This window comes from Pseudoalteromonas sp. 2CM39R (genome assembly GCF_023161845.1).
This window is the reverse complement of record NZ_JALNTM010000004.1, coordinates 356202-376686: the sequence shown is the minus strand read 5'-3', so window position 1 is coordinate 376686 and position 20485 is coordinate 356202. Positions and strand designations below refer to the sequence as shown.

The 20485-nt window shown below is 41.6% G+C and carries 16 protein-coding genes; 8 read left to right on the top strand and 8 right to left on the bottom strand.

The window, feature by feature from the left end; all coding sequences use genetic code 11:
- Positions 1-78: 78 nt before the first annotated feature.
- Both MTF66_RS12055 and cspD read right to left on the bottom strand, forming a co-directional pair.
- Positions 79-2301: an NADP-dependent isocitrate dehydrogenase gene (locus MTF66_RS12055; RefSeq protein WP_055011829.1), complete on the bottom strand. Its 2223-nt coding sequence runs from the start codon at positions 2299-2301 to the stop codon at positions 79-81.
- 453 nt (positions 2302-2754) lie between these two features.
- Positions 2755-2973 (bottom strand): cold shock domain-containing protein CspD, encoded by a 219-nt coding sequence (gene cspD / locus MTF66_RS12050; protein ID WP_008110104.1) that lies wholly within the window; start codon positions 2971-2973, stop codon positions 2755-2757.
- Positions 2974-3182: 209 nt separating this feature from the next.
- Between cspD and clpS the strand changes: the two genes are divergently transcribed.
- Entirely contained in the window at positions 3183-3491 is a 309-nt protein-coding gene (clpS, locus tag MTF66_RS12045) for an ATP-dependent Clp protease adapter ClpS (RefSeq protein ID WP_008110102.1), read from the top strand.
- A 68-nt stretch (positions 3492-3559) separates the two neighbouring features.
- Complete coding sequence (clpA, locus tag MTF66_RS12040; protein ID WP_008110100.1) at positions 3560-5821, top strand: ATP-dependent Clp protease ATP-binding subunit ClpA; 2262 nt, start codon at positions 3560-3562, stop codon at positions 5819-5821.
- Between the two features lie 200 nt (positions 5822-6021).
- On the opposite strand, the gene infA is transcribed toward clpA, so the two are convergent.
- The 5 genes from infA to trxB all read right to left on the bottom strand — a co-directional run bounded on the left by infA (position 6022) and on the right by trxB (position 11995).
- Positions 6022-6240, bottom strand: coding sequence for a translation initiation factor IF-1 (gene infA / locus MTF66_RS12035; RefSeq protein WP_002962494.1), 219 nt, complete (start codon positions 6238-6240; stop codon positions 6022-6024).
- Positions 6241-6330: 90 nt separating this feature from the next.
- Positions 6331-7035, bottom strand: coding sequence for an arginyltransferase (locus tag MTF66_RS12030; RefSeq protein ID WP_010389715.1), 705 nt, complete (start codon positions 7033-7035; stop codon positions 6331-6333).
- Positions 7028-7744: a leucyl/phenylalanyl-tRNA--protein transferase gene (aat, locus tag MTF66_RS12025; RefSeq protein ID WP_109874779.1), complete on the bottom strand. Its 717-nt coding sequence runs from the start codon at positions 7742-7744 to the stop codon at positions 7028-7030. The genes MTF66_RS12030 and aat overlap by 8 nt, the downstream gene beginning before the upstream one ends.
- Positions 7745-7924: 180 nt before the next feature.
- Entirely contained in the window at positions 7925-10738 is a 2814-nt protein-coding gene (locus tag MTF66_RS12020) for a bifunctional aconitate hydratase 2/2-methylisocitrate dehydratase (protein ID WP_248527318.1), read from the bottom strand.
- Positions 10739-11044: 306 nt separating this feature from the next.
- On the bottom strand, positions 11045-11995 hold the full coding sequence (gene trxB / locus MTF66_RS12015; protein ID WP_248527317.1) for a thioredoxin-disulfide reductase: 951 nt from the start codon (positions 11993-11995) through the stop codon (positions 11045-11047).
- A gap of 276 nt (positions 11996-12271) precedes the next feature.
- Between trxB and pssA the strand changes: the two genes are divergently transcribed.
- A complete protein-coding gene (gene pssA, locus MTF66_RS12010; RefSeq protein ID WP_010389720.1) occupies positions 12272-13597 on the top strand; it encodes a CDP-diacylglycerol--serine O-phosphatidyltransferase in 1326 nt (441 codons plus the stop codon).
- Between the two features lie 118 nt (positions 13598-13715).
- Here the strand turns inward: pssA and ald are convergent, their stop codons facing one another.
- On the bottom strand, positions 13716-14837 hold the full coding sequence (gene ald, locus MTF66_RS12005) for an alanine dehydrogenase (protein ID WP_248527316.1): 1122 nt from the start codon (positions 14835-14837) through the stop codon (positions 13716-13718).
- A gap of 139 nt (positions 14838-14976) precedes the next feature.
- Here ald and lrp point away from each other — a divergent pair, with 139 nt between their 5' ends.
- From lrp to crcB, 5 genes are all read left to right on the top strand, one after another.
- Complete coding sequence (gene lrp, locus MTF66_RS12000) at positions 14977-15456, top strand: leucine-responsive transcriptional regulator Lrp (RefSeq protein WP_008110073.1); 480 nt, start codon at positions 14977-14979, stop codon at positions 15454-15456.
- 197 nt (positions 15457-15653) lie between these two features.
- Entirely contained in the window at positions 15654-18143 is a 2490-nt protein-coding gene (locus MTF66_RS11995; protein ID WP_138571170.1) for a DNA translocase FtsK, read from the top strand.
- On the top strand, positions 18143-18769 hold the full coding sequence (gene lolA / locus MTF66_RS11990; protein WP_248527315.1) for an outer membrane lipoprotein chaperone LolA: 627 nt from the start codon (positions 18143-18145) through the stop codon (positions 18767-18769). The genes MTF66_RS11995 and lolA overlap by 1 nt, the downstream gene beginning before the upstream one ends.
- A complete protein-coding gene (locus tag MTF66_RS11985) occupies positions 18762-20105 on the top strand; it encodes a replication-associated recombination protein A (protein ID WP_248527314.1) in 1344 nt (447 codons plus the stop codon). The genes lolA and MTF66_RS11985 overlap by 8 nt, the downstream gene beginning before the upstream one ends.
- Entirely contained in the window at positions 20098-20478 is a 381-nt protein-coding gene (crcB, locus tag MTF66_RS11980; protein ID WP_010389726.1) for a fluoride efflux transporter CrcB, read from the top strand. Before MTF66_RS11985 ends, crcB begins: the two co-directional genes overlap by 8 nt.
- Positions 20479-20485: the final 7 nt, after the last annotated feature.

Here is a 20485-nt window from a genome sequence, read left to right as displayed (position 1 = left end):
TAAAAGGCCGCATTAGCGGCCTTTTTCTTAGGCACAAAAAAGGCGCTCTATGAGCGCCTTTTCATTCATTTAACTGATTTATACTAGTTTAGATAAAATCTCGTTAAATGTTGTGCTCGGACGCATTGCTTTGAAGGCTGCATCGTCATTTGGCTGGAAGTATCCGCCAATGTTCATTGCAGGACCCTGTGCATCGTTTAGCTCGCTAACAATTTGCTCTTTGTTGGTTTCAAGGTCGCTAGCAATTTGTGTAAATTGCGCTTTAAGCTCGCTATCTTCATTTTGCTTAGCAAGTTCTTGAGCCCAGAATAAAGATAAGAAGAAATGAGAACCACGGTTATCAATTTCTTTTACTTTACGTGAAGGCGACTTGTTTTCAGCTAAGAATGTACCCGTTGCTTTATCAAGCGTATCCGCAAGTACTTGTGCCTTGTTATTACCCGTTGTTGTACTTAGGTGTTCAAGTGACGCAGCAAGTGCTAAGAACTCACCTAAAGAATCCCAACGTAAGTGGTTTTCTTTTTCAAACTGTTGAACGTGCTTAGGAGCAGAACCACCCGCACCTGTTTCAAATAGACCACCGCCATTCATTAGTGGCACAATTGAAAGCATTTTAGCACTAGTGCCCAATTCTAAAATTGGGAATAAATCTGTTAGGTAATCACGTAACACGTTACCTGTTACAGAAATCGTGTCTTTACCTTCTTTGATGCGTGCTAGTGAGAATAAGGTTGCATCCATTGGCGATAAAATTTGAATATCTAGGCCAGCAGTGTCGTGTTCTGGCAGGTATTTATTCACTTTTTTGATTAGCTCAGCATCGTGTGCACGTTCTGCATCTAACCAGAAAATAGCCGGATTACCTGTTGCGCGAGCGCGGTTTACTGCAAGTTTAACCCAATCTTGAATTGGTGCATCTTTAACCTGACACATGCGCCAGATATCGCCTTGCTCAACACTGTGCTCAAGTAGGGTGTTGCCATTTGTGTCAACAACACGAATAGTACCGTCAGCTTTTGCTTCAAATGTTTTGTCATGTGAGCCGTACTCTTCCGCTTTTTGAGCCATAAGGCCAACGTTTGGTACGCTACCCATAGTCGTAGGATCAAAAGCACCGTGCTCTTTACAAAAATCAATCGTTGCTTGGTAAACGCCAGAGTAACAACGATCTGGAATTACAAAGCTTGTGTCTTGTAATTTATCGTCTTTATTCCACATTTGACCGCTTGAACGAATTGCAGCAGGCATAGAAGCATCGATGATCACATCACTTGGTACGTGTAAGTTTGTAATGCCACGATGAGAATCAACCATTGCGATAGCAGGGCGGTTAGCATAAACAGCTTGAATATCTGCTTCAATTTCTTCGCGCTTAGCGTCATCTAATGTTTGAATTTTAGAGTACACATCGCCTAAACCGTTGTTTACATCAACACCTAGCTCTTCAAAAAGTGCACCGTGTTTTGCAAAAACGTCTTTGTAGAATACTTTTACAGCGTGACCAAAGATGATTGGATCAGATACTTTCATCATGGTTGCTTTCATGTGAAGCGAAAATAACACGCCTTTTTCCTTAGCAGCATTAATTTCAGCTTCTAGGAATGCTTGTAATTTTGCAGCGCTAATACGTGATGCATCAATTACTTCACCAGCAAGTAATGGCGTGCTTTGCTTAAGTACAGTGATATCGCCATTAGCCGCTACGTGTTCAATACGAACATCCGTTGCTTCATCAACAGTTACTGATTGCTCAGAACCAAAGAAGTCACCTTCTTCCATACTTGCAACGTATGATTGTGAATCTTTGCTCCACGCGCCCATTGAATGTGGGTTATTACGTGCATACTCTTTCACTGAACCTGGTGCGCGACGGTCAGAGTTACCTTCACGAAGTACAGGGTTTACTGCGCTGCCTTTAATTTTATCGTAGGCTGCTTGAATCGCTTTTTCTTCATCGTTTTTAGGTTCTACAGGGTATTCTGGAAGTGCATAACCTTTTTCTTGAAGCTCTTTAATTACAGCGCGAAGTTGCGGAACTGATGCACTAATGTTCGGTAATTTAATGATGTTAGCTTCTGGTGTTTTTGCCATTTCGCCAAGCTCTGCAAGTGCATCACCAATGCGTTGTTCTTCTGTTAGGTAATCCGGGAAGCTCGCAATTACACGACCAGCTAATGAGATGTCGCGTGTTTCAACTTCAACACCTGCCGCATTTGTGTACGCTTGGATAATAGGTAACAACGAATAAGTTGCTAGTGCCGGAGCTTCGTCCGTTTTTGTATAGATAATTTTTGATGTCATCATCATTCCTAGATAGTAGGCCGCATTGGCCTAATTCAACAATGCAAAGAAATCATCGCTTAATACCTTATAAATAAAGCATTAGTATATGCAATGAGTAGTCTGTTAGGTGTTGGTACTCGTATAACCTAAACAAGGTGAGAATAATCACACCTGACGGACTAGTGTCTTTTATAACTGAAATTTATGTAATTACAAACTAGCCATTAGGCTAAAGTAATTACGTTTTACAGGATGAAGAGTGTAACAAGCTTGGCTAAAAAGGGCTAGGATTACGCGCCAAACGCCAGCAGTTAACCTCTAATACTGAAATTATTGGGGTAGATAAAATAAAATCAAGGAGCGGGGTTGAATTAACAAACAATGAAGCAATTTATATGTAAGTGGTTAGGGATATTTAGGGAATTAAGCGAGGATCTAAACAGGTCACTCGCTTTAGTCTCATATTTACAATTACTCTATAATATCGCCGTTAGGGGCTATATTAGTAGCGTGTAGACCTTTAGGGCCCTGTTGTAATTCGAAGGTAACATCTTGACCAGCTTTAAGCGTCTTGTATCCGTCCATTACAATAGTGGAGTAATGAGCAAAAATGTCGTTCTCGCAACCGTCTTCTACGATGAAACCAAAACCTTTGGCGTTGTTGAACCATTTGACTTTACCACAAGCCATACTTCTACATCCTTCTATAAGTTGACTAATTTAGTTATCCTAAACTGTATTGTTTGCTAGACTGACTAAGGTTTAATCAATCACCATTTGACTGTAGTTTATTTAAGCAACCAGTCAAGTGTTTTAGGTTATTTTTTAACATTTTATTTATTTTTTTATTCAAGTTTGCTTGAGTTACAAAGACAAGACTATATTTAATTATGAGTGGTATGAAAGATTCTGGTGTTATCGACACCGTTCGCGATAGTGAAAAGCAAAAGTTGCAGCCACCGCGAAAATATAAAGTTGTGTTAAACAACGATGATTACACGCCGATGGATTTTGTAATAGAGATCTTAATGACGTTTTTTAATATGGATAGCGATAGAGCAACTGATGTGATGCTGCAAATACATCAGCAAGGTAAGGGCATATGTGGTGTTTATAGCGCCGATGTAGCACATACTAAGGCTGAGCAAGTTAACCGCTACTCAAGGGATAACGAGCATCCACTGCTATGTAGTTGTGAGCAGGAATAAATACCACAAAGGTGAACTTTCATCTTTGAAGTGCGGTATAAAATTATTATCTCTGTAAGGGGTTGCCAATGCTAAATAAAGACTTAGAACTAACTTTGAACACTGCGTTTCGTGAAGCGCGTACACGTCGTCATGAGTTTATGACCGTAGAGCACCTTTTATTAGCTCTACTCGACAACCCATCAGCTGGAGAAGCGCTTAATGCGTGTGGTGTTGACGTTTCTGGATTAAAAACAGAGTTACTTGAATTTATTGATGAAACCACACCGGTTATTCCTGATTTAGAAGAAGAGCGCGAAACTCAACCAACACTTGGTTTTCAGCGGGTATTACAGCGCGCGGTATTTCATGTGCAATCTTCTGGCAAAAATGAAGTGACAGGCGTTAATGTGCTGGTCGCTATTTTTTCTGAGCAAGAAAGCCAAGCCGTGTACTTACTTAAAAAGAATGATATTTCTCGACTTGATATTGTTAACTTTATTTCTCATGGGATTGCCAAAGGTGACGACGAATTAGGCGATGATACCGACGATATTCATGAAGAGGTGCAAGAAGTAGCAAGCGAAGAAGCGAGTAAGCTCGACAGCTTTACAACTAACCTTAATATACACGCTAAAGAGGGTAATATTGACCCGCTTGTTGGCCGTGATAGTGAAGTAGAGCGCACAGTGCAAGTGCTGTGTCGTCGTAAAAAGAATAACCCATTACTGGTTGGTGAAGCCGGCGTAGGTAAAACTGCCATTGCCGAGGGCTTAGCCTATCGTATTGTTAACGAACAAGTGCCTGAAGTCATTGCAGATGCGGTTGTGTACTCTTTAGATATGGGCGCGTTACTTGCCGGTACCAAATACCGAGGCGATTTTGAAAAACGCTTTAAAAGTTTATTAAAAGAGTTACAAGCAAAACCAGGTTCAATTTTATTTATTGATGAAATTCACACCATTATTGGTGCAGGTGCTGCCTCAGGTGGGGTAATGGATGCCTCAAACTTAATTAAGCCGTTACTCTCAAGCGGGCAATTACGCTGCATGGGCTCTACCACTTACGGTGAGTACAAGAATATTTTTGAAAAAGACCGCGCCCTAGTTCGTCGTTTTCAAAAAATTGATGTGCTTGAACCTAGTGTTGAAGATACCACCAAAATTCTTAACGGCTTAAAAGATCGTTACGAAGCACACCACGGTATTCGTTATACGCAAAAAGCGTTAAAAGCAGCCGCTGAGCTAAGTGCCAAGTATATTAATGAGCGTCACTTACCTGATAAAGCGATTGACGTTATTGATGAAGCAGGCGCAAGCCAACGGCTACTGCCTACGTCCAAGCGTAAAAAAACCATTGGTGTATCTGATATTGAGATGATTGTGTCTAAAATGGCGCGTATTCCGCCTCAAAATGTGTCGTCGTCTGATAAAGAAACGCTGAAAAACTTAGACCGTAATTTAAAAATGTTGGTGTTTGGACAAGATCAATCCATTGATGCATTAACTTCTGCTATTCGCTTATCGCGCTCAGGTTTAGCAAACGAGAACAAACCGGTTGGTTCGTTCTTATTTGCAGGCCCAACAGGGGTAGGTAAAACAGAGGTTACCAAGCAATTAGCTAAATGCATGGGTGTTGAGTTTATTCGTTTTGATATGTCTGAATACGTTGAGCGCCATGCGGTGAGCCGTTTAATCGGTGCGCCTCCGGGTTATGTAGGTTTTGAACAAGGCGGCTTATTAACAGAAGCGGTGATCAAAAACCCACATGCAGTGGTATTGCTGGATGAAATTGAAAAAGCGCATCCTGATATCTACAACATTTTATTACAAGTTATGGATCACGGTACGCTAACAGATAATAACGGCCGAAAAGCTGACTTTAGAAACGTAGTAGTGGTGATGACCACCAATGCCGGCGTACAAGAAACCACGCGTAAGTCGATTGGTTTTAGTGAGCAAGATCACACACACGATGCAATGGGTGAAATTAACAAAGTATTTTCACCTGAATTTAGAAACCGCTTAGATAACATTATTTGGTTTAATCACCTCGAAAAAGAGGTTATTTTGCAAGTGGTTGATAAATTTGTTGTTGAGCTTCAAGCGCAACTGGATAAGAAGTCAGTTAACCTTGAGCTTACTTCTAAAGCTCGTGAGTGGTTGGCTGATAAAGGCTATGACAAAGCAATGGGCGCGCGTCCTATGGCGCGTGTTATCCAAGAAGATCTTAAAAAGCAATTGGCTAACGAAATACTGTTTGGTGAGCTAATTTCTGGCGGTACGGTAAAAGTATCGGTTAAAGATAAAAAACTGCGTTTTGATTACGAGAGTGACTTAACGCCAGCCTAACCTAAAAAAGTTAGCAATTTAAAAAGCCTGCTTTATGCAGGCTTTTTTATTTGCCAAAGAAATAGGCAACAAAAAACCCAGCAAAGGCTGGGTTTTTTGTTTATTAAATGTAATTACTGGCTACTACCATTAATTACATTTAATAAACGCTTAAAGCTAGCTTTCACTAGCCAAAAACTAAATCTCGTTTACGCACTTACTTAGCGAGCACGGAATACGATACGACCTTTCGATAAATCGTAAGGAGTCATTTCTACCGTTACTTTATCGCCGGTTAAAATACGGATATAGTTTTTGCGCATTTTACCTGAAATATGAGCCACAACTACGTGACCATTTTCTAGCTCAACTCGGAACATTGTATTTGGTAAAGTATCAAGGACTGTCCCTTGCATTTCGATTACGTCTTCTTTCGCCATGTTTAGCGTAACACCTCTTTAATAGTTAAACGCTGCAGATTTTGCCCAAAATACGCCAATAAGTAAAGGCGCAGGGGCTATTTTTGTAAATTAAATAGCCACCCACTGGTCATTGAGCTGTTTTTGGGCAGGTAAAAACTGGGTTTTATACTTCATTTTGTCGCATTCATCTATTTGATAGCCTAAATAAACAAACTGTTTGTGTTGCTGTTTAGCAAATTTAAGCTGCTGTAATATCATTACAGTCCCTAAACTGAAGTGTTCGTAGTCAGGGTCAAAAAATGTATAAATAGCGGAAATAGCGTTGTCCATACAATCAGTTACAGCAACGGCTACTAAGTTTTCTTGATCCCAAAGCTCTATAAAGGTGATGGTTAACCAGCTACAAAACAAAAAACTTTGAAATTGTGATTTATCAGGTGGATACATAGAACCGTCTTGATGACGTAAACTAATGTATTTACTGTAAAGTGGGTAGTATTGTTCGCGTTCAACCTGTGAATATTTTACCTCAAAGCGGTTTTTTGCTTTGTTAAGTTTACGTTTTTGCGATTTTGTCGGCATAAACTCATCAGCTAAAACGCGCACAGAACTACATGCGCTGCAAATAGGGCAGTGCGGACGGTAAATTTGGTTACCGCTGCGACGAAAGCCTAATCCTAATAATGATTCAAACTTGTTGCTGCTGTAACAACTTGGGTCGAGTATCACCAGCAGTTGTTCTTGGCGATCAGGTAAATAACTGCATTCAAACGGTTGGCTTAGGCCTATACGAGCCGGAAGTTGTTCATTCATATATCGCGATTAGCTCCTGTGGCTGCCACATACTGGCAGCTGGGGTGTAACACTGTGCTTTATTAAGTTTAGTTAAAAATTCTTCACGTGGAATCACGCTGGCACCTAACGACATTAAATAAGGATTTTCTAATTGGCAATCAATAAAATGCGCATCATGGCGCTTAAGCCAATTAACCAGCGCCCACATCGCCAGTTTGGAGCAATTTGTTTGATGATGAAACATTGATTCACCACAAAAAACGCCAGTTTGCATAATCCCATATAAGCCGCCTACAAGCTCTCCCTCACGCCATACCTCTAAACTATGAGCTAAGCCATTGTAATGCGCTTTTATGTACGCCTGTTGCATTTGCGGGGTGATCCAAGTGCCATCGGTATCAAGACGTTGATCGCGGCACGCTTCTATCACTTCTTCAAAGGCATGGTTAATAGTTACGGTGACCGGGTGCTTTTTTAAATGTTTTCGTAAGCTTTTACTAACATGAAAGTCATTAAGCTCAACAATACCGCGCTCACTCGGTGACCACCACATAATTGGCTCGTGTTCACTAAACCACGGAAAAATACCAGATAAATAGGCATTTTTTAACCGCGTTACCGATAAACATCCACCAATGGCAAGTAAACCATCGGGATCATCTAATGCATGGTTGGGATCAGGAAAAGCAAAGTGGCTTTGAGCGAGTTGATAGAGTTGTTTAGTCATAACACCGATTGAATAACTGCATGGTCAAGGTAAAGTGTAACCTGTTGCTTTAAAATCACAAACCACAAATTATTGTGTTGTCCATAGGGTTGAGCAGGGCTTACATTCCTGTTAGGTAAATTTTAGACATAAAAAAAGCGCGTTAAAAAACGCGCTTAATTAAATAGTAAACTAATCGAATTAGCTAACCACTTTTACAGGTACTGCTTGTCCAGCGTTAAACTTAGTTGTCATTGCTTCTTCAACAGGTGTAAACGAGGTAAGGTCAATACCTTCAACCGCAGACTTATACTCTTCGATAGTCGGGAAACGACCAAGTACAGTAGAAAGTACTACAACCGGCGTAGAACCTAGTAGTGACTCACCTTTTTTCTCAGATGTATCGGCTACTACACGGCCTTGGAACAGACGAGTTGATGTTGCGATAACAGTGTCACCAGGTTCAGCTTTTTCTTGGTTACCCATACATAAGTTACAACCAGGGCGTTCTAGGTATAGGATATTTTCATACTTAGTACGTGCCGCTGTTTTTGGTTTTTCATCGTCAAATTCAAAACCTGCGTATTTAGCAAGAATATCCCAGTCGCCTTCCGCTTTAAGCTCATCAACAATGTTGTATGTTGGTGGCGCAACAACTAATGGTGCTTTGAATGAGATAGAACCGTTTTTCTTTTCTAGGTTACGCAGCATATGAGCAATAATTTTCATATCGCCTTTGTGAACCATACACGAACCAACGAAACCTAAATCAACAGGTTTGTCGTTGTAAAAAGAAACAGGGCGGATCACATCGTGAGTATAACGCTTAGAGACGTCATCGTTGTTCACGTCTGGATCGGCAATCATTGGCTCAACGATTTGGTCCAAATCAACCACAACTTCTGCGTGGTATTTAGCGTTGTCGTCTGGAGAAAGTGCTGGCTCTTCACCAGATTGAATACCTGCAATACGTTTGTCAGCTAAGTCGATTAGACCTTGTAGCGTTTGCGCTTCGTTATCCATACCTTTGTTGATCATGATTTGGATACGTGATTTAGCAAGTTCAATTGACTTAATTAGCGTTTCATCATTTGAAATACAGATTGACGCTTTCGCTTTCATTTCTGCAGTCCAGTCAGTGAAAGTAAACGCTTGGTCAGCCATTAGGGTACCAATATGCACTTCAATGATACGACCTTGGAATACGTTTTCGCCACCAAATTGCTTAAGCATTTGCGCTTGCGTTGCATGTACAACGTCGCGGAAATCCATGTGCTTAGCCATTTTGCCTTTAAACGTCACTTTAACTGAATCAGGAATCGGCATCGCTGATTCACCGGTTGCAAGTGCAACAGCAACAGTACCTGAATCGGCACCAAAGGCAACGCCTTTAGACATACGAGTATGCGAGTCACCACCGATGATGATAGCGCGATCATCAATTGTAATGTCGTTCAATACTTTGTGAATAACGTCAGTCATTGCATGGTAAACGCCTTTCGGGTCACGTGCAGTGATCAAACCAAACTTATTCATAAACGCCATTAGTTTAGGAATGTTAGCTTGTGCTTTGCTATCCCATACTGATGCAGTGTGACAACCAGACTGATAGGCACCATCAACAAGAGGTGAAATCGTTGAAGCAGCCATGGCTTCTAATTCTTGCGCTGTCATTGGACCGGTTGTATCTTGCGAACCAACGATGTTCACTTTAACACGAACATTTGAGCCAGCGTGAAGTGGCGTATCTGATAGTACACCTACCGCGTTACGGTTAAAGATTTTTTCAACCGCTGTTAAGCCTTGGCCTTCGTGTGAAATTTCTTTTGAAGGTGCATAAACAAGCGGCGTTTCAATGCCAAGAGTTTCAGCAGCAAACGTTTGTAGTTTTTTACCGAATACAACTGCGTAAGAACCACCGGCTCTCATGAATTCAACTTTTTGCGGTGTGAATGCTGATGAAATATCAACAAGCTCTTTATCACCGTTATAAAGCTTCTTCTCTTTAGTATTGATTGTTAGCACAGTACCAGTAGCAACAGAGTAGGCTTCTTCAAGCACAGCGTCACCATTTGCATCAGTTACTGTATTGCCGTCTGCATCTACTTTTTTAACCCAGTTTTTAAGGTCAAGACCAATACCGCCGGTTACATCAACCGTTGTTAAGAAGATTGGTGCAATACCGTTAGTACCTGCAACAACAGGTGCAATGTTGATGAAAGGAACGTATGGACTTGCTTGTTTACCAGCCCAAAGTGCTACGTTATTCACACCAGACATACGTGATGAACCAACGCCCATGGTGCCTTTTTCAGCAATAAGCATTACTTTAGCGTTAGGGTGTTTCTTTTGAAGGGCAACAATTTCTTGTTGTGCTTCTTCAGTGATCATGCACTTACCGTGTAATTCACGGTCAGCACGCGAGTGTGCTTGGTTGCCTGGAGACAGTAAATCAGTTGAGATGTCGCCTTCACCAGCAATGTAAGTTACTACTTCGATTTTTTCTTCGATGTCAGGTAGTTTTGTGAAGAATTCAGCTTTTGAGAAGCTCTCTAGTAATTCTTTAGCAATTGGGTTACCTGATTCGTAGGCCGCTTTAATACGCTCCATATCTGCATCGTATAAGAATACCTGAGTTTTCAGTACTTCTGCAGCTTGTACTGCGATTTTTGCGTCATCAGCAAAGGCTAAATCAATTAGCATTTCAATCGATGGGCCGCCTTTCATGTGTGAAAGTAGTTCGAATGCAAATTCTGGAGTGATCTCTGCAACGTGCTCTTCACCTAAAATGATTTCTTTTAGAAACTGTGCTTTAACGCCCGCAGCACTGGTTGTTCCAGGTAAAGTATTAAAAATAAAGAAATGCAGTGAATCTTTACGGTGCTCGTTATTAGTATCTTTAATTTGATTAATTATTTCTGATACTAGTTCAGCGCTATCGATTGGTTGTGGGCTTAATCCAAGCTCCGTTTTACGGGTTTGGATTTCTTCCATATATTTTGTATACAAACTCATAGAAAACTCTCGGTAATTTACTTGATATGAAGTTAAGCATTTTAACTGATTTTACAGTTTCTAGTAATGCCTAAATGAATAAAGCTTTTATTCCTGACGATAATTATAGCTAGTTTTACTTATATAATTTGACGGTATTTGTTGCTCACCCTTAGATCCTATCGTACCTGAGCCATTAATTGTATAAATAAGACTAATTTCAACTATAAGCCTAGTGAATGTTGGTGCGGATACAATTATCTCGGGCGTAATGTTTGGGCACAAAAAAGGGCTGAAAATTCAGCCCCAAAAGTATGCTATGTATGCTTATAGGTTATCTAAAAAGCGTTCTGCATCAAGTGCAGCCATACAGCCAGTACCGGCAGAGGTGATAGCTTGACGGTAAATATGATCAGACACATCACCGGCAGCAAATACGCCTGGCACACTTGTTTGAGTTGCATTACCGTTAAGACCAGATTCAACCACTAGGTAGCCGTCTTTCATTTCTAGCTGACCTTCAAACATATCGGTGTTTGGCTTATGGCCAATGGCAATAAACACACCCGCTAAATTAAGTTCTTCAGTAGCATCTGACGCCACATCTTTAATGCGAACGCCGGTCACACCCATTTGGTCACCAAGCACTTCATCAAGTGTACGGTTGTAGTGCATTACAACATTACCGTTTGCTGCTTTTTCAGCAAGGCGGTCAGCAAGAATTTTTTCACTACGGAAACTGTCACGACGGTGAATAACATGAACTTCATCAGCAATGTTAGACAGGTATAACGCTTCTTCAACCGCTGTGTTACCACCACCAACAACCGCTACTTTTTGACCTTTATAGAAAAAGCCGTCACAGGTTGCACAAGCAGAAACACCACGGCCTTGGAAATTAGTCTCAGACTCTAAGCCTAAATATTTCGCAGAGGCACCGGTTGCAATAATTAAAGCATCACATGTGTAAGTACCTTGGTCACCGGTTAGTGTGAAAGGGCGCTTAGATACGTCAACTTTGTTGATGTGGTCGAACACAATTTCAGTTTCAAAGCGTTCTGCATGCTCTTTCATACGATCCATTAATGCAGGGCCGGTTAAACCGTGTGCATCGCCAGGCCAGTTTTCAACTTCAGTGGTGGTTGTTAGCTGGCCACCTTGTTGAATACCTGTAATTAAAACAGGGTTTAAATTAGCACGTGCAGCGTAAACTGCGGCTGTGTAGCCTGCAGGGCCCGAACCTAAAATAAGTAACTTACAATGTTTTGCTTCAGTCATGATCTTTTCCTAAACGTTTAATACGGTTTTAATGCGCCCGATTCTAAGAAAAACAAGCAGGAAGTAAATAAAAGATGAGATTATTTTTTTTCGCAAATTGCGAAGCTGTTCATTAATGTGTACTAGTAAATGCGTTAAAGACAGTGCTCGCCTAATAAATAGACTGTTAGCCAATAAAACAACGTTAATTCATGACCAGCCTGATTTTTTTTGTTATCTTTTAACTAATTTTGATTTGTCACTGCTTAATTATGTGACCTAAGTGAATAGGCAACTATGTTATTTTGGCAAGAGAAACCCGCATTTGGGTTGACTTCAAAAGACGTTAACGTCTTAACCAATGCGCAAGAATACCGTACGCAATTGTTAGATTTAATTGCCAACGCAAAAAAACGAATTTATATCACCACACTTTACTTACAAGATGATGAAGCGGGTCGTGAAATATTAGCCGCACTACACAGTGCATCGTTAGCTAACCCTTCGCTTGAAATAAAAGTACTGGTTGATTTTCATCGCGCACAGCGTGGTTTAATTGGTGCAGAAAAGTCAGAGGGCAATGCAAGCTTATATTGCGATAGCTTAGAGAAGTTTAATTCAAACGTTCAAGTGTATGGTGTCCCTGTAAAAGCCAAAGAACTGTTTGGGGTGTTGCATTTAAAAGGCTTTGTTATTGACGACACACTACTATATAGCGGTGCCAGTTTAAACAATGTGTATTTGCAATATAGCGACCGATACCGACTTGATCGCTACTTTTTAGTTTCGCAAAGCGAGTTATGTGACTCAGTAGTCGACTTTATCGAATCAACCTTATTGAGCTCTGAAGCAGTTCCAAGAATTGATCAACGACCGCTTAAACGCATGGCTGACTTTAAACTTGAACAAAAGCAACTTATGCGTGAGCTTAAATCGGCAAGCTATAAAAGTGCGCAACTATTGAATACTCATGCAATGGGCATTCGTTTGTTTTTGGGTTTAGGCCGTCGTAATAACGAACTTAATCGCTTAATCAAAGCGCTGTTTGATACTACCGAGCAAGAGTTGGTGTTATACACGCCGTATTTTAATTTCCCGGCTCCATTAATGCGCTCTTTACGTCGCTTATTAAAGCAAGGTAAACAAGTCACTATTGTGGTGGGCGATAAAACCGCAAACGATTTTTACCTGCCACCTAGCGAGCCGTTTAGTAAAATTGGTGCATTACCGTATTTATACGAAACTATTTTGCATAAATTTGTAAAATCGCAAAAACGCCACATAGATAATGGCAACTTAAACGTATACCTGTGGAAACACGAGAGTAACTCGTTTCATTTAAAAGGGATTTGTTGTGACCGTAAAGTGCATTTACTTAGCGGGCATAATTTAAATCCGCGTGCATGGGGGCTAGATATCGAAAATGGTATTCTGATAGAAGACCCTGAGCAAACGATAATGCGCGACATTGATAATGAACGCCAAGAAATTTTAAAACATTGTCGTCGTTTAACCGGCCCTGATGATTTAGAAACTATGAGCGATTACCCGCAGCCAGTGAAAAAGCTACTTGGTCAAGCTAAGCGTGTAAAAGTCGACTTTATTATTAAACGATTTATATAGCATTAGGGTCTGTTGACCACAGACCCTAAAATTTAGATACAAAAAAAGCAGCTAATTAGCTGCTTTTTTAATGCTTATACCTAAATGATGGCTTAGGTATAAGCGGTAACAATAATAGTTACGCGTTTTCTACTGCAGTGCGTGGGTCAACATATTCCATGTTGAACGCTTCAGCTACTTCTTTGTAAGTTACTTGGCCTTTAAGTACGTTTAAGCCTTTTAAGAAGTGAGCGTCATCTAGTAGAGCCTTTTTGTAACCTTTGTTTGCAAGGTTAATAATGAACGGCAATGTTGCATTGTTAAGTGCAAACGTAGATGTACGTGGAACAGCACCTGGCATGTTAGCAACACAGTAGTGAACAACTTCATCAACAATGTATGTAGGATCAGCGTGCGTAGTTGCTTTAGACGTAGCAATACAACCACCTTGGTCAATGGCAACGTCAACAATTGCAGCGCCAGGCTTCATTGCTTTAATGTGTTCAGCAGTCACTAGTTTAGGTGCAGCAGCACCTGGGATAAGTACACCACCAATTACTAGGTCAGCTTCAAGTACGTGCTTTTCAAGCGCGTCAGCTGTTGAGTAAATAGCTTTAACTTTATTACCAAACTGTGCGTCTAGTGCACGTAATACGTCGATGTTGCGGTCAAGTACTACAACCTCAGCACCTAGGCCAACGGCCATTTGTGCAGCGCTACGACCAACCATGCCGCCGCCAATAACAACTACTTTAGCTGGCTCAACACCTGGTACACCACCTAGCAACATACCACGACCGTGGTTTGCTTTTTCTAGCGCTTGTGCACCTGCTTGAATAGACATACGGCCAGCAACTTCACTCATTGGCGCTAAAAGTGGTAAACCACCGCGTGAATCAGTCACAGTTTCATAAGCAATACAGATTGCTTTACTTTTAACAAGGTCTTCAGTTTGTGGAAGATCCGGTGCAAGGTGAAGGTAAGTGAAAAGAATTTGGTCTTCACGTAACATTGCACGTTCAACAGCTTGTGGCTCTTTTACCTTGATGATCATTTCTGCTTTTGCAAAAACATCAGCAGCTGTTTCTAAAATTTCAGCGCCTGCTTGAACATAATCATCATTTGTAAAACCAATGCCCATACCAGCATTCGTTTCAACAATCACTTGGTGGCCGTGATTTACAAGTTCGCGAACACTCGCAGGAACCATACCTACACGGTACTCATGGTTTTTAATTTCTTTAGGTACACCAATAATCATAATTTTGCCTTGTTAGAACGGGATAAAAATTTTTCACTATTATATTCATGCTAGGGTAGTGTGTCCCACCTTTTTTTAAGCCCTTTGTAGTGTTAGTATCTGTAAAATTAATTTTATTAGAATAAAAAACTAAAAAGCTATGCATAACTTATTAGACCGTATTGATCGCAAGATTTTAGTCGAATTACAACTCGATGGCCGCCTGTCAAATGTTGAACTGGCCCGACGAGTTGGCCTAAGCGCCACGCCCTGTCTAGAGCGAGTGAAAAAGCTAGAGCGCGAAGGATATATTTTAGGCTACAAAGCCGTGGTTGATCCTGCCAAGCTTGGTCAAGGGCTTTCTGTGTATGTGGAAGTAACCATTACCAAAACATCGCCCGACGTATTTGAAGAGTTCAGTGCCGCTGTTAGAAAGCACGAAGAAATTATAGAATGTCATTTGGTTTCGGGTAATTTCGACTTTTTATTAAAAACCCGGGTTAACGATATGTCAGAATACCGAGGCGTGCTCGGTGATATATTACTAAAGCTGCCCAATGTGAGTGAAAGCCGCACCTATGTAGTCATGGAAGAAGTAAAGGGTGAAGAGGGCGTTGTTATTCGTCCTTTTGTTGCTTAATGATAGAGTAACAGCCTTTAAAATACTTTTATTGTCGCAGTCAATTTTGCTTGGCTTAAGAAAAAGCCGATTAAATAATAAAAACTTGTTCATAATCAGGCCATCATGGTTAAGATAAAGTGCATCAAAATACATTTCCTGCTAAGGTATTCTATTGCCAAGTGAGTGTAAAAAATAATAATGAGGGATAGGTAATTATGCGCCTAAACGGTGTACAAAGACTATTAGAAACGGGGCTCATCGTCAGCACCTTTGCAGCGGTATTTATTTTATGTGCTTTAATTAGTTTTCATCCTGCCGATCCTGCTTGGTCGCAAACGGGTGAATTTACCAATGTACAAAACATTACGGGTACAGCGGGCGCGTGGGTGGCTGACATACTATTACTTACTTTTGGTTGGCTTGCCTATTTTGTACCAGCGGCTATTCAGCTGCTAGGTTACTTGGTGTTTAAGCAGCCGCACCGTATTTTACAACTCGATTACACCACACTTGGATTACGCATTATTGGCTTTGCGCTGTTTATTACCTCAGCAACTGCTATCAGCAGTATTAATTTTGACGATATTTATAATTTTTCATCCGGTGGGGTAGTGGGTGATGTGATTGCATCAGCCATGATGCCTGCGTTTAATTTTACCGGTACCTCTATTTTATTGCTGTGCTTCTTTTTTGCAGGATTAACCCTATTAACGGGTGTGTCGTGGGTACAATTTGTTGATTACTTGGGTGATTTAATTGTTAGGTTATACCGCTTTTTGGTTACCTATGCTCGCGGTTGGATGCAACGTGAACGCATTGCAGGTAAAGTACAAGACGAGCAACCCGATGCCTATTTTGAAGACGACACACGCCAACAAGAACCTGAACTTGCTAATAAAACAGCAGACAAACCCAAAGCAATCGATAAACCTGCAACTAAAGTAAACGCGCCGCAAGACGACGAGTTTATGCCGTTTGACGAGCTTGACCAAATACTCGATCAAGAAATTAGTTTTAGCGCCATAGACGATGAACCTATGGACACAGAAGCGGCGCTTAATGCGCTCGATCAAAGCCCAGTGGTTGAACCTGAAAAACCAGCTACAACCGTGGTTTCACCAGCAAGGCCAATTAACAAGCCAAAATCAGGGTTTCAACCGCCGCCAACTGCCAAAGAGAAGTTTGAGCAATTATTAGAGCAAGAGCCACCTCCGGGGCCATTGCCATCATTAGATTTACTCGACAGACCCGACAAAGCAAAAAATCCAATTTCGCAAGAAGAGCTTGATAGTGTATCGCGCCTTGTAGAAACAAAATTACTCGATTTTAACGTGCAAGCTACCGTGGTTGGAGTTTACCCCGGGCCCGTTGTTACTCGTTTTGAGCTTGATTTAGCACCGGGTATTAAGGTGTCTAAAATTACTGGGTTGTCAAAAGATTTAGCGCGCTCGCTATCGGCAATTAGTGTGCGAGTGGTTGAAGTTATTCCGGGTAAAACCTATATCGGTATTGAGCTGCCTAATAAATACCGTGAAATTGTACGTTTGTCAGAAGTGATAAACGCACCTAAGTTTGAGCAAAACCCATCGCCGTTAACCATGGTGCTAGGTAAAGACATTGCAGGGCAACCTGTGTGTGCCGACTTAGGTAAAATGCCACATTTATTAGTGGCCGGTACAACCGGTTCAGGTAAGTCAGTGGGCGTTAATGTAATGATATTAAGCTTACTGTATAAATCGGGCCCTGAAGATGTTCGTATGATCATGATTGACCCGAAAATGCTTGAGCTTTCAGTATACGAAGGCATTCCGCATTTATTATGTGAGGTTGTGACCGACATGAAAGAAGCGGCCAACGCACTGCGCTGGTGTGTAGGTGAAATGGAGCGTCGTTATAAGCTGATGTCGGCTTTAGGTGTGCGTAACTTAAAAGGGTACAACCAAAAAGTAATGGAAGCCAAAGAAGCGGGCTACCCAATTATGGATCCATTATTTAAAGACACCGACGGCATGAAAGACGGCCCAGATGAGCTGGATAAATTACCCAGCATAGTGGTGGTTATTGACGAATTTGCCGACATGATGATGATTGTAGGTAAAAAAGTTGAAGAGTTAATTGCCCGTATAGCGCAAAAAGCCCGTGCTGCGGGTATCCATTTAATTTTGGCAACGCAGCGTCCGTCGGTTGATGTAATAACCGGTTTAATTAAAGCGAATATACCTACACGTATGGCGTTTCAGGTATCAAGTAAAATAGACTCGCGTACCATACTTGATCAACAAGGCGCTGAAAACTTATTAGGCATGGGTGATATGCTTTATTTACCGCCAGGTACCAGTGTGCCAGAGCGTGTGCATGGCGCGTTTGTAGACGACCATGAAGTACATGCTGTGGTAAACGATTGGAAAGCCCGTGCTAAACCAAATTACATAGACGAGATTTTAAATGGCGATGCCACGGAAGATATTCTATTACCAGGGGAAGCCAGTGAAAATGGCGATGAAGAATCAGATCCGTTATACGACGAAGCGGTCGCCTTTGTAATAGAAACCGGTAAAGTATCGGTATCATCAGTGCAACGTAAATTACGTGTAGGCTATAACCGTGCTGCACGATTAGTAGAACAAATGGAAACATCAGGTATCGTGAGTGCACCAGGACACAACGGCGCGCGCGATGTATTAGTACCTAATGGAGCAAATTAATGAAAAAATTAAACAGTTTATTATTGGTATTGGGCAGTTTAGTGGCGATGCCAAGCTTTGCTGACGACAGCCAAGCATTACAAGATAAGTTATCGAGCTTAAAAAGCTTTAAAGCACAATTTAAACAGAACGTAACCGACGGTGAAGGCCAACTGGTAATGCAAGGTCAAGGCAATATTGCGTTGCAACAGCCATTAATGATCCGCTGGCAGCAAACTAACCCAGACGACACTTTATTTGTATCAAACGGCGATAAAACCTATTACTTTGATAGCTTTGCTGAGCAAGTAACCATTATGAAAACCAGCGGTTTAATTGACTCAACGCCGTTTATATTGCTCACCTCTAAAGACCCTGCGCAATGGGAAAAATACAGCGTGATCGCTACCGATTTAGGCTTTAGCATTACCCCAAATAAAGGCGTAGAAAGCCAAGTAGAGCAGCTTGATATTACTTTTGCTGATAACGAGCAAGGGCTTGCAAAACTGGTAGTTAAAGATAACTCAGGCCAGCTATCTGCGTTTACATTTAGCAATGCACAGGTTAATACTGAGCTTGATAAAACAACTTTTGAATTTACCCCGCCAGCGGGTGTAGAAATAGACGATCAGAGTAACGGTGAGTAATTTAGGTTTTAACTTTGGGCCCGATGTACGCCCACTCGCTGCGCGTATGCGCCCTTTATCGCTTAACGATTACATAGGGCAACAGCATTTACTAAGTAGCGACAAGCCGCTGCATCAAGCTATTGTTGCAGGGCGTTGCCATAGTTTAATTTTATGGGGGCCGCCAGGGGTAGGTAAAACTACGCTAGCGCAAATTATTGCCAACCATGCCGACGCTGAACTAATTCAAATGTCGGCAGTAACTGCCGGGGTGAAAGATATACGCGATAGCGTAACCCAAGCGCGCGATAACTTACAAAGCCGCGGTCAGCGCACTTTAATGTTTGTTGACGAAGTACACCGCTTTAATAAATCTCAGCAAGATGCGTTTTTACCCCACATTGAAGATGGCACTTTTATATTTGTAGGCGCGACTACCGAAAATCCGTCGTTTGCGCTTAATAACGCGATTTTGTCTCGCGCAAGGGTGTATGTATTAAAATCCTTGCTGGAAAGCGATTTATACACAGTAATAGAGCGCGCACTCAAACAAGACGAACAACTTAGCCAAAAGCAAATCGTGATTGCAGATAACGCCAAACAGGCGCTATGCCAAGCAAGCGGTGGCGATGCTCGTAAAGTGCTTAATTTACTCGAGCAAGCAGTCGATTTAACCACTGAGCAAAACGGCCAATTTCATGTTGACGAACAGGTACTCAGCCAAGTACTGCCCACGCATTTAGCCAAATACGATAAAGGCGGCGATGAATTTTACGATTTAATTTCGGCGTTTCATAAATCAGTTCGAGGCAGTTCACCCGATGGTGCGCTTTATTGGTACTGCCGTATTTTAGCCGGTGGCGGCGACCCGCTGTATGTTGCAAGGCGCTTATTAGCGATTGCCACAGAAGACATCGGCAACGCCGATCCACGAGCGATGGAAGTGGCTTTAAACGCATGGGATATTTTTCAGCGTGTTGGCCCAAGCGAAGGTGAGCGCGCCATTGCACAGGCCACTTTGTACTTGGCTAGTGCACCTAAAAGTAATGCGGTTTATATGGCGTTTAATCAAGCCAAACAAGACGCTAAAAACGAGCCAAGCTACCCAGTACCAGAGCATTTACGCAACGCCCCCACCAATTTAATGAAAGACTTAGGCTATGGCGCAGAGTATCGATATGCGCATAATGAAGAAGGCGCATTTGCTGCTGGCGAAAAATACCTACCGCCAGAAATGGATGGCAAACAATACTACCAGCCAAGTGATCGTGGACTTGAGCAAAAAATTAAACAAAAGCTCGATTATTTAAAAGAGCGCGACGCACAAAGCCCAATAAAACGTTATGAGCATGATTAAACTTTACATGATGATAGCCCTTGGCGGAGCGTCAGGAGCCTGTTTACGGTTTTTTATTAGCGAAACCATGCTAAAACTCCTCGGTAGGGGATTCCCTTTTGGCACGTTGACGGTTAATATTCTGGGTTCATTGTTGATGGGCATTTTATACGGTTTAATAGATAAACAAGTTATTGCCGTCAGTCCTGCTAAAACCCTCATCGGAATTGGCTTTTTAGGTGCGTTAACCACCTTTTCAACATTCTCAATGGATTCGTTGTTGTTATTACAACAAGGTCACTTTATTAAAATGGCCCTCAATATCATCTTAAACGTGATGGTGTGTATTTTTATGGCTTGGCTGGGCCTTCAGCTAGTAATGCAAAAAGGTTAAAAAACTA